The sequence below is a fragment of the Roseateles sp. FW301-B2 genome (genome assembly GCF_058788955.1).
Genome location: NZ_JBYTBE010000048.1, coordinates 22,307 through 32,117, shown reverse-complemented (window position 1 = coordinate 32,117; position 9,811 = coordinate 22,307). Strand labels below are relative to the sequence as shown.

Annotated in this window: 8 protein-coding genes; 6 read left to right on the top strand and 2 right to left on the bottom strand. The window is 70.3% G+C overall.

The window, feature by feature from the left end:
• The first annotated feature begins 73 nt into the window (after window positions 1-73).
• From AC3WQY_RS22860 to AC3WQY_RS22845, 4 genes are all read left to right on the top strand, one after another.
• Complete coding sequence (locus tag AC3WQY_RS22860) at window positions 74-745, top strand: hypothetical protein (protein ID WP_492710843.1); 672 nt, start codon at window positions 74-76, stop codon at window positions 743-745.
• Window positions 745-3,270 (top strand): hypothetical protein, encoded by a 2,526-nt coding sequence (locus AC3WQY_RS22855; RefSeq protein WP_492710842.1) that lies wholly within the window; start codon window positions 745-747, stop codon window positions 3,268-3,270. The genes AC3WQY_RS22860 and AC3WQY_RS22855 overlap by 1 nt, the downstream gene beginning before the upstream one ends.
• Window positions 3,271-3,337: 67 nt before the next feature.
• Window positions 3,338-4,219: an EamA family transporter gene (locus AC3WQY_RS22850; protein ID WP_492710845.1), complete on the top strand. Its 882-nt coding sequence runs from the start codon at window positions 3,338-3,340 to the stop codon at window positions 4,217-4,219.
• A gap of 18 nt (window positions 4,220-4,237) precedes the next feature.
• Window positions 4,238-4,936, top strand: a complete 699-nt coding sequence (locus tag AC3WQY_RS22845) for a hypothetical protein (protein ID WP_285235014.1) — start codon at window positions 4,238-4,240, stop codon at window positions 4,934-4,936.
• Here the strand turns inward: AC3WQY_RS22845 and AC3WQY_RS22840 are convergent.
• Window positions 4,933-5,841, bottom strand: coding sequence for a c-type cytochrome (locus AC3WQY_RS22840; protein ID WP_492710840.1), 909 nt, complete (start codon window positions 5,839-5,841; stop codon window positions 4,933-4,935). The genes AC3WQY_RS22845 and AC3WQY_RS22840 overlap by 4 nt on opposite strands.
• A 92-nt stretch (window positions 5,842-5,933) precedes the next feature.
• The gene (locus AC3WQY_RS22835; protein WP_492710839.1) at window positions 5,934-6,275 is read right to left on the bottom strand and encodes a cupin domain-containing protein; all 342 of its coding nucleotides are present in this window, start codon (window positions 6,273-6,275) and stop codon (window positions 5,934-5,936) included.
• 118 nt (window positions 6,276-6,393) lie between these two features.
• Between AC3WQY_RS22835 and AC3WQY_RS22830 the strand changes: the two genes are divergently transcribed.
• Together AC3WQY_RS22830 and AC3WQY_RS22825 are read left to right on the top strand one after the other, a co-directional pair.
• Window positions 6,394-9,111 (top strand): winged helix-turn-helix domain-containing protein, encoded by a 2,718-nt coding sequence (locus AC3WQY_RS22830; RefSeq protein WP_492710837.1) that lies wholly within the window; start codon window positions 6,394-6,396, stop codon window positions 9,109-9,111.
• A gap of 4 nt (window positions 9,112-9,115) precedes the next feature.
• The gene (locus AC3WQY_RS22825; RefSeq protein WP_492710835.1) at window positions 9,116-9,811 is read left to right on the top strand and encodes a hypothetical protein; all 696 of its coding nucleotides are present in this window, start codon (window positions 9,116-9,118) and stop codon (window positions 9,809-9,811) included.

The following is a 9,811-nucleotide window of genomic DNA, read 5'->3' as shown; positions in this document are numbered from 1 at the left end:
ATGCTGGGCCTTCCCGGTGCACGCATGTCTGCATGCGAACGTGCCACCGCCCCAGCCAATAGGAGAGACCCCCATGATTGCTCGCCCCGAGGCGCCCGAGCCCCGAGCCCCTTCCGCCACCGGTGCCTGGCGCCAAACCGGCTTGGCGGCCTTGCTGCTGGCCGGCGCCCTGGCGGCCATGCCGGCGGCGGCCACCCAGCTGCTGCCGCACAACCTCACCAAGCTGATCGCGACCTCCGACCTGATCGTCTCCGGCACGGTCAAGAACGTCAGCGACGGCATGGACAACGGTGTGCCCTACACCGAGGTGACCCTGTCGGTGGCCGCCTCGGCCAAGAAGAAGCTGGCACCGCGCTCGGAGTTCAAGTTCCGCCAGTTCGGCATGCTCAAGCCCCGCAAGATGGCCAATGGCAAGTTCTTCCTGGGCCAGGCGCCCGAGGGTTTTGCCAAGTGGCGCAAGGACGAACAGGTCATCGCCTTCATGTACCGGCCCGCGGCCAAGACCGGGCTGCGCACGACGGTCGGCCTGGAGCAGGGCAAGTTCACCACGGTGGGCGGGCGCACCGCGAATGCCGACTTCAACCGCAACCTGTTCAAGGACGTGACGGTCAGCGCCGGCCTGCTGAGCGCCACCGAGACCGCGATGTTGAAGAAGCCTGCCGGCGATGTGGATGCCGTCGCGCTGATGTCGCTGGTGAACCGCGCGGTTGCCGGCCAGTGGATTGAAAAGGGAGTGATGCGCTGATGAACAAGACCTACCGAATCGTCGCCGCACTCGCGGTCAGCCTGCTGGGCAGCGCTGCCGTGCAGGCCGCCGGCCCGCTGATGCTCAACGACAAGCCGCGCGACCCCCAGCCGCTGCGCTGGAACACGGCCACGCCGATCCCGGTCTACACCGACCTGGGCGTCTTCACCTATGACTTCGATGGCACCACCCCCTTCATCACCAACGCGCGCGCCAACGAGATGGTCAAGTTCGCGATTGGGCAGTGGAGCGCCGTGCCGACCTCGACGCTGAAGGCCTACTGGGCCGGCGACTTCAGCAAGGTGCCGACCATCAACGCCGACGTGACGGTGAACAACGCCAGGCAGGTCTACGCGCAGGAGAACGGGCGCGGACTGCATGTCGTCTACGACACCACCGGCGAGATCCTGGCCGACTTCTTCGGCGTCTCGCCCGACTCGGTGCTGGGCATTGCCTTCCCCAAGATCGCCATCGACAGCGACGGCGACGGCTACGAGGACACCATCGTCGAGGCGATGGCCCTGATGAACGGCTATGCGGTGCAGGCCAACGACACCGACGGCCGCTTCTTCAACGGCATCATGACGCATGAGTTCGGCCATGCCTTCAACCTGTCGCATTCGCAGGTGAACGGCTCGATGGCCTACTTCAGCATGCCGGGCTGGTACGACCTCTACCCCGGCGTGCCCGGCTGCGTGCCGGCCCGCCACATCCCGGGCTGGGGCGGCAACGACATGCCGGTCCAGTATGTCGAGACCATGTTCCCCTACATCAACAACGCCGGTCAGATCGGCGCCGAGATGAGCACGGTGGACATGCCCGACGACATCGCGGCGATTTCCAACCTCTATCCCACGCCGGCCTATCGGAGCAGCACCGGCTCGATCAGCGGCGTGCTGCGCCTGAAGGACGGCCGCACCCCCTACAGCGGCGTCAACATCATCGCCCGCAACGTCAACAACCCGCTTGGCGACGCCGTGTCGGCGATGACCGGCGACCAGACCCAGGGCAAGCTCGGCCCGGACGGTCGTTTCCGCATCAACAACCTGAAGCCGGGCCAGAGCTATTGGCTGTACATGGAGGAGATCGTCGCCGGCGGCTATCCGACGACGCCGCGCGCGCTGGTGTCCGAAGCCGAATACTGGAACGTGGCCGAGAGCGCCAACCCCGCCACCGACAAGGCCTGCGACATGACGGCCATCACCGCGGTGGCCGGCAGCACCCAGACGGCCAACCTGACCTTCAATGGCTATGACCAGGGCGTGCAGTTCTATCCGGTGGTCGATGCCGCACTGGCAAAGCTCTCCAAGAACGGCGGCATGGCGTCCGGCCTGTTCTATGCGACCCAGTTCACCTGGGACATCAACAAGGGCATCCAGGTCATGCCGCCGAATGTGATCGGCACCAATGGCGCGATCAGCCGCAACGGGCAGAAGATCCTGGTCAACGCCGATCTCAATGGCAACGGCATCAACACGATGGCCTTGTGGGCCGGCCCGGGCAAGCTCAGCAGCATCGGCGACCTGAACGGCGACACCTGCGGCGGCGAGGGTCAGCAAGGCGTGTCCTCCAGCTACGGCTTTGCGATGGACGACGACGGCCGCACGGCGGTGGGTCTGGCCTATCTGGACGTCAAGAAGAACGGCCAATGCCAGGACAGCTTCGGCGGCTCCATCGTGCCGGTGGCCTGGACCGAAGGCGCCGGCATGCGCAAGCTCGACGACAGCGGCTTCGACTACGCGACCGAAGGCTGGCTGCGTGCCCAGGCGGTGTCGGGCGATGGCAGCGTCGTGCTGGGCGAGACCAACTACTCGAAGGCAATGGCCTGGGTCAACCAGGGCAAGCGCATCGACCTGTTCAAGCTGCACGGCGCGGTGAATGCCTATGCGGTGAATCGCGACGGCACCCGGGTCATGCTGGATACCACCAAGGCGGTCATGCGCAGCTACGACGGGTTCAGCTACGAGGACCGCATCTCCAACGGCCCGCTGTTGTGGAACCCCATGAAGGGCCCGGCCGCGGTCACCAAGATCGCCGGGCTGCGCTGGTGCACCGATGTGGCGTTGCCGGCCCAGATCGATTGGGCGACCTGGCAGTATGTCGATCGCTGCGCCACCGAGGGCCCGGCGGCCGTCGAGGCCGACCTCGGCCTGGTGCCGCTGCAGATCAACGACATGAGCGACGATGGCAAGGTCATCATCGGTCGTGCCGGCTCCTACTGGCTGGGCAACTTCGAGGGCGTGATGTGGGTCGAGGGCGTCGGCTGGATCAAGCTCGCGGACTTCTTCCGCAAGCAGGGCGTGGCCGAGGCCTACCGTTTCGGCATGCAGAACCCGGGCTCGATCAACGGCGCCGGCACCGAGATGGTGGGCGGCCTGCTGGGGGCGATGGGCACCTGGTATGTGGACATGAAGCAGGTCTACGTGTGCCAGAACGGCAGCTCGGTGCAGACCGGCTTCCCGCTGGGCTTCATCTCCAAGATCCAGTCGGGCGCCAAGATGGGTCGCTGCGAGCATCAGGGCTGAGCCCCCGAACTCCCTCGGTTAAGCTGCGGCTCTCACCGAGGGAGCTCCGATGCAGTTGGGCGATCGCCTGCCGTTCAGGCATTTCCTGTTGGCCCTGGCCGTGGTCGCCATCTGGGGCAGCAATTTCGTCGTTATCCGGCTGGGGCTGAATGCCTTCCCGCCGCTGCTGTTCGCGGCGCTGCGCTTTGCCATGGCGGTGCTGCCGGCGATCTTGTTCGTGCCGCGCCCCGCCGCGCCCTGGCGCAATCTGGCCGCCTACGGCCTGCTGATCGGCGTGGGTCAGTTCGGCCTGCTGTTCCTGGCCATGCGCAGCCAGATCTCGCCGGGCCTGGCCTCGCTGGTGATACAGACCCAGGTGTTCTTTACCCTGATGCTGGCCATGCGCGTGAACAAGGAGCGCGTGCAGGGCTACCAATGGCTGGCCCTGCTGCTGGCCGGCGCGGGCATAGTCGTGATCGCCAGCCACACGGATGGCAGCACCACCGTGCTGGGCCTGGCGATGATTCTGCTGGCGGCCTTCAGCTGGGCCTGCGGCAATATGGTGGGCAAGCGCGCCGGCCAGGTGAACATGCTGGCCTATATGGTGTGGAGCAGCGCCTTCGCGGTGCCGCCGCTGCTGGCGCTGTCGCTGCTCGTCGAGGGGCCAGGTCTTGCCTGGCAGAGCGTGCAGGCGGCGGATGCCGGTGCCTGGGCTGCGGTGCTGTGGCAGGCGCTCGGCAATACCTTGTTCGGCTACGGCGTCTGGGGCTGGCTGCTGGCGCGCCACGCGGCCGCCACCATCGTGCCGATGGCGCTGCTGGTGCCGGTGTTCGGCATGAGCACGGCGGCCTGGTATCTCGGCGAGTCGCTGCCGGCCTGGAAGCTGGCCGCCGCCGCCCTGGTGCTGAGCGGGCTGGCGCTGAACCTGCTGTGGCCGCTGCGGCCCTGGAAGCGGGTGGCCGGTATTTGAGCGGCTATGCTGGGCGCCATGCAGATTGAAACCCACATCGCCGCTGCGTCCGAAGCCCAGGCCAAGGCCGCGCTGGGCGCTCTGCTGACGGCCTACACGGCACCGTCCTTCGGCGTGCTGCCCAAGGCTGAGCTGGACCTGGCGATGCTGCTGGCCCTGCAGGCGCTGGGCGCGATCGGCGCCGACCCGTCCATCTACGACCTGGTGGCGACGCTGCGCGTCACCCGCCCGAAGGCGCGCAACCTGCTCTATGCGCTGGAGCTGCGCCGCTCCACGCCGGCCCTGCTGGACGCCAAGCTCAAGACCCTGCTGCGCACCCCCATCCTGCACAAGCAGGGCGAGCTGTTCGCGCTGGAAGTGGAGAACCCGCTGCTGGCCGACCATCTGAAGGCACGCCTGCAGCAGCTCGGCCATGCCAGCGACGGCTCCTTCTCGGCCAGCCTGATCACGCTCAAGCTCGAGGCCATGGTGGCCCTGGTGGCTTCCTGCCTGAGCGCCGAGGAGCAGGAGAAGCTGCGCCTGGCACTGGTGAAGGCCGGTGCGCCCGACACCTCGCTGCGCGGCCTGCTGGCCGCCGCCTTCAAGAAGCTGGGCGCCAAGCTGGCGTCCAAGGCCGGCGAGGCCGCGGCCGAGCAGGTGTCAGACTATCTGGGCCCCCTGCTCGATGCCGCCACCAAGACGGCGGCGGCCAAGCTCGGCGCCCTGCTCAAGGCTTAGCGATTGCCGGCGGCCACCGGCGCCAGGCCCTTCAGATAGCCGTACAGCGCGGTGGCGTCGGCATCGCTGAGCGCGGCCAGCGAGGCGAAGGGCATCACGGGGCTGACGCTGCTGCCATTCGGCCGCTTGCCGCTGCGCAGCATGGCGATGAACTGCGGCGCGCTGGCATAGCGGGCGAGGGCGCTGCCGCTGCCGCTGGTGAGGTTGGCGGCGGCCGGCCAGTCCGGCGGCGCGCCGGGGATCTTGCCGCCCGAGAGCTGGGCGCCATGGCAACCGATGCAGCCGTTCGCCACATACGCGCCATGCGCGGCCGAGCCGTCCTCCACCAGCGGCGGGGTGGGCGGCAGTCGGTGGTCGATCTTCTCGGCCGCATCCTTCACCACGCCGGCGGCGTAAAGCGTCTTCACCAGCGCCGGCACGCGCCATTGCGCGGCCTCGCCGGCCGCCGGCGGCAGCTGCTTCACATAGGCCACCAGGGCGCCCAGGTCGGCATCGGTGAGGCGGTTGTAGTCCTCGCTGGGCATGATGAAGAGCGGCCGGCCGTCGGGCTTGACGCCGTGGCGCACCGTGCGCACCCAGTCCTCGTTGCGGTAGCCCGCCACCACCGAGCCGGGGCCGGGGCTGATATTGGGCGCCTTGGCGTAGAGGCCGCCGTCGGCGCCGTCGATGAAGGCCTTGCCCACGCCGCTGGCGCCATGGCAGTCGGCACAGCCGCGGCTGGCGAACAGGTAGCGGCCGCGCTCCAGCGCCGCCGCGTCGCCGGGGATGGCCACCGCCGCCACCGGCAGCTCGATGCGGCGCGCGGCCTTGCGATCGCCCAGATAGGCGCCCAGCGCCAGGCCGGCGGCACCCAGGGCCGCCAGGCCCACCACGCTCAACAGGCTGCGTTTGATCCAGGGGTTCATGTCTTGCTGCTCCATGCTTGGGAAGGCGCTCATTGTGGGCAGCCACCGGCGGCCGCGCATCGCCCGATGGAGCCATGACTTTCGGGCCCGCCTCAGCTGGTGCAGGGCAGCGGCGCGCGCGTGTGCACCCACACCAGCTGCAGCGGCTGGGTGCCGTGGTTGACGATCTGGAAGGGCGCCTGCGGTGGGATCAGCAGGGTGCAGGGGCCCTGGAAGCGCTGCGGGCCGCCGGCGATCAGCAGCTTGCCGCAGCCGCTCTGGGCCAGCACCACCAGCTCGCCGGCGTGCTGCAGGATCTGGGTGTGGGCGCCGGGGGCCAGGCTGCGCAGCCAGACCTCGAAGCCTTGCAGGCCCAGGCGCTGGTCGGCCGCGGCCAGGCATTGCTCGCCCTCCAGGCGCAGGGTGGGCAGATGGGCGTGCTGGAAGATGTGCATGACGGCCCAGTGTGCGCAGCGGTGGCGCCGGCCACATCGCCCGAAAGAGCCATGTCGCCCGGGCGCCGCAGCGACCGTAGCCCGCTTGGGTGACGTCAACCCTGAGTGCGCTGCGGGCATGCTGTTGCAGAATCCGCGCATGTCGCCGGCACCGTCATTTCCGTCGTTCGCGCTTGCCAAGATCCAGGCGCCGCGTCCGCGTGCCAGCCTGGTGGCGCGCCCCGGCTTGGAGCGGGCGCTGGACCGGGCACTGGGCTCGCATCGCCTGACCCTGCTGGTGGCCCCCGCCGGCTATGGCAAGACCGCCGCGCTGACGCGCCAGCTCCAGGCCCTGCCCGCAGCCTGCGCGCTGGCCTGGATCTCGGCCGACGAGGACGACCAGGTGCAGCGCTTCCTGGCCTGCCTGAGCACCGCGCTGGACCCCTACGACCTGCCCTGGCGGGTGGCGCCCGAGGCGCTGCCGACCCTGGCCGAGGCCGATGGCGGCCTGCGCAGCGTGGCCGACGAGATCGTCAACGCGCTCGCCTCGGCCGGCGTGGCCCAGGGCCTGATCGCGCTGGACGATGCGCACCGCATCACCGACCCGCGCGTGTTCGAGCTGTTGCAGATGATGCTGGACCGCCTGCCCGCGCAATGGAGCGTCGTGATGGCCAGCCGGGTCGAGCCGCCGCTCTCGCTGGCGCGCTGGCGCGGCCTCGGCGAGCTGGCCGAGTTCCGCCAGTACGAGCTGCGCTTCAACGAGAGCGAGGTGGCCGAGCTGCTGGCCAGCAGCGGCCAGGTGCTCGCCGACGGCCAGGCCCGCCAGCTGCTGGAGCGCACCGATGGCTGGGCCGCCGGCCTGCGCCTGAGCCTGTCGGCGCGGTCGCGCGAGGCCGGGCCGGGCCTGGGTTCGCCCACCCAGCGCCATCTGTTCGACTACCTCGCCAGCGAGGTGCTGGACGACATGCCCGAGGCGCTGCGCTGGTTCCTGCTGCGCTGCGCGGTGCTGCCCGAGCTGACGGCGGCGCGCTGCGCCCATGTGAGCCGGCTGCCGCAGACCGCGCGCCTGCTGGAGGAGGTCGAGCGGCGCGGCCTCTTCGTCACCGCCCTCGATGCGCCCGAGCTGACGCTGCGCCTGCACGACCTGTTCCGCGATTTTCTGGAAGACCGGCTTCAGCGCGACTATCCCGACGAGCTGCCCTATCTGCTGCGCCGCGCCGCCGACGACGAGCCCGACCTGAGCCGCGCGATCGGCTACCTGACCCGCGCCGGCGCCTGGGACGAGGCCGCGCGCGTGCTGGCCCAGCGCGGGCCGGCCCTGGTGCCGGTGGGCGCCGGCCCGGTGCTGGAGCAGCTGCTGGCGCTGTTCCCGCCGGCCGCCTTCCAGCGCCATTCCGATCTGCACTTCCTGCGCGGCCTCAGCACCTTTCCGCGTTTCGACTTCCAGGGCATGGTGGAGGCGATGCAGCAGGCCGCCACCGGCTATTACCGCGAGGGCCGCGCCGAAGCCTCGGCCCTCGCGCTGGCCCATGCCTATATCGGCATGCAGAACACCGCGCGCCTGGACGAGGCCGCCCGTGGCCTGGCCGAGCTGTGCCAGCAGCCGCTGCCCGATGAGGTGCTGACCTTCGTCTGCTTTGCGCGCGCCTGGGCCGCCTATGCCCAGGGGCGTTCCGAGGCGGTGGCGCCGCTGGTGGGCGAGATGCTGGAGGCGCTGGAGCGCGCCAACGATCCGCAGATCTGGGACCGCTGCTTCTTCCTCAGCATCCTCACCGGCCTGCCGGGCATGAAGCCGATGCTGGAGCGCTTTGCCAACGGCGCCAGCCGCCTGGCCTCGGAGCAGCCGACCCAGCTGCGCGCCGGCGTCGCCCATATCCGCGCCTGGCTGGCGTTCTCCGACGGGCAGCTGGCCGAGGCCGCGCAATGGCTGGCCCAGGCCGATGCCGATGTGCGCTGGCTGGGGCGGCCGCGCAGCCTGATGACCGAGAGCTGGATGGCGCACACCCTGATCGACGCGGTGCGCGGCGATGCCGCCGCCAGCCGCCAGGCCGGCGAGGAGAACAAGCGCGATCTGGAGCAGCATTCGCTGCTGTGCAACCGCCTCGCGCATGAGTACGAGGAACTCTTCACCTATGTGCGCGGCTGCTGGCTGCTGGGCGATGGCCAGCGCCTGCGCGAGCTGGATGCCGCGCTGGCGCGCACCGGCAACGCCTATGAATGGGCCGCCGGCGCCGACGACCGGCGCTTCAGCCAGGCCCTGGTGGCGCTGCTGGATGAACGCCTGAGCGAGGCCCGCGAGCTGCTGCGGCCGCTGGCCTTCGATCAGGAACGCTCCTGCTTCTTCCCGGCCGCGCAGGCGCGCGTGCTGCTGGCCGATACCGAGCTGCGCCTGGGCCTGCGCGACGCCGCCGCGGCCACCCTGCAGCCCTGGCTGGCCGGCGTGCTGCAGGGCGGCGATCGCGGTGGCGCCCTGCTGGCCGGCCTGCCCAGCCTGCAGCGCCTGGCGGAGGCCGACTGGGGCGCACGCCTGCCGCCCGCGCAGGCCGCGCTGTTGCGCGAGCTGCTCGCCCAGATGCCTGCGGCGGCCCAGCCCGGCGTGGCGATGCAAGCGGCTGCGCCGCGGGCGGCCCCAGCAGCCGGCGGCGCCCGCGCCGAGGCCTTGCAAAGCCTGCTGACCGAGCGCGAGCTGGAGGTGCTGGAGCGCCTGGCCGCGGGCGACAGCAACAAGCTGATCGCGCGCGTGCTGGACCTCAGCCCGCACACCGTCAAGCGCCATGTCGCCAACATCCTCGGCAAGCTGGGTGCCGACACGCGCGGCCAGGCGGCGGCGCATTGGCACCGGGACGGCGTATCCTAGGGCGATGCGCCGCCGCCATTTCCTGAGCATCGTCCTGTTGAGCCTGGGCACCTTGCCGGCCTGGGCCGCCGAGGGGCCGCGCCAGAACCTCTGGGTCGAGCTGCGCTGGGTCGAGTCCAGCGTCAGCGGTGCCGCGGTGGCCGGCCTGCGCGAGGGCGCGGTGGTGGTGGGCACGGCCGGTTCGGTCTCGCCGCGCGGCGCGGTCGAGCTCAGCACCCGGCGGCGCGACGAAGGCGCCGAGCAGCTGCAACGCCTGCTGGTGCTGAACGGCCACAGCGCCTCGGTGCAGCTGAGCGAGCTGGCGCCGGTGGAATGGCTGGACTACGGCGTGCAGGCCGACCTGAATGCCAATGGCAACGCCGGCCCGGCCCAGCCGGGCAAGGTCTACGCCCTGCCGCGCAAGAGCATGGTGGAGCAGACGCGTGGATTCAGCGTCAGCCCGCATTGGCTCGGCGGCAGCCAGCCGGTGCGGGTGGAACTGAAGGCGCAAGACCTGACCCCCGGTGCCATGAACGGTGCGGGCGGCACGCCGGTGCGCAGCCAGGTGCTCAGCACGGTGCAGGTGCCGCTGGGCGACTGGGTCACGGTGGCGCGCAGCGGCCAGGGCCTGCAGCGCCAGGAGCGCGGCGTGATCAGCAGCCGCGATGCCGAGGCACGCAGCCTGCGCGAGCTGCAGCTGCGCGTGCAGCTGGCGCCCTGA